The sequence below is a fragment of the Synechococcus sp. R8-2 genome (genome assembly GCF_047461715.1).
In the GTDB taxonomy this organism is placed as follows: Bacteria; Cyanobacteriota; Cyanobacteriia; order Thermostichales; family Thermostichaceae; genus Thermostichus.
In genome coordinates, this window is record NZ_JANSHQ010000769.1 from 1 (window position 1) to 813 (window position 813).

At 58.9% G+C, this 813-nt stretch carries 1 protein-coding gene; it reads right to left on the bottom strand.

The genetic code is table 11. The annotated features are described in order from the left end of the window. A partial coding sequence (locus tag NW819_RS14560; protein WP_414414184.1) for a metallophosphoesterase family protein occupies positions 1-813 on the bottom strand: 813 nt, incomplete at both ends.

Genomic DNA, 813 nt, shown 5'->3' on the forward strand with positions numbered 1-813 from the left:
AAAAGCTCCCCTTAGGTGAGCATACACTTCAGATTCTCCTTGCCCATCCAAAACCTTTTCTTTAAGATCCAGAAGCAGCCGCGCTAGCTCTTCACTGCGTTTGCGGTAGTGGGCATGGCTGCTCAGCAGATCCCTGTAGATTTTCTCTTCGATTTGTAGCCTCTGCCCCTCTTCTTCCAAGGAAAGGGCAGCCGACCCGAGCTCTAAAGTATTGGCCTCAAAACGAAACAGAACCAGCAAGGCGCCGGTAAGCTGCTGAATTTGACACTGTAGGGCGCGGCTATCCAGCTCATGCTTGGCGAACCCCACCTGTCCCACCAGCCGCAACTCCACCATCGGCTCCATCTCACTTTCCTGAAGGCGGGATCCCTTAGCCAAGGCAATGGCTGCTGCGGCAATCTGTTCGGGGGTTTCTCTGCCCTTGGCCTCCAGATAGAGCCGGCGGCGGGGCCGCTGATGGTAATCCTGCACCAACTCCGCTTGGGGTGGGCCATCTCCCCAGCGGACGCGATAGGCCCCCCGTTGGAAGTCCCATTCGGCAGTGCTGTTGGCCTCCAGGGATCCCGGGTTGAAGATCCACCCCCCCTCGGAATAGCTTTTGTGAATGTGTCCCAAGGCCAGGTAGCCCACTCCCGCCTCCCGCAAGGGCAACAGATCCCGGTAGCGCAAAGCGCCTTGGTAACGGGCAATTTGGCCTTCTAGACCGTGGTGGAACATCAACACCACCCGTTCTGGGCCGGGGGGCAACCGTCGAATGGCCGCCGCCAACTGCTCAATCGACCTGGGAGCTGCCGATCCGTACCACTGGGATCC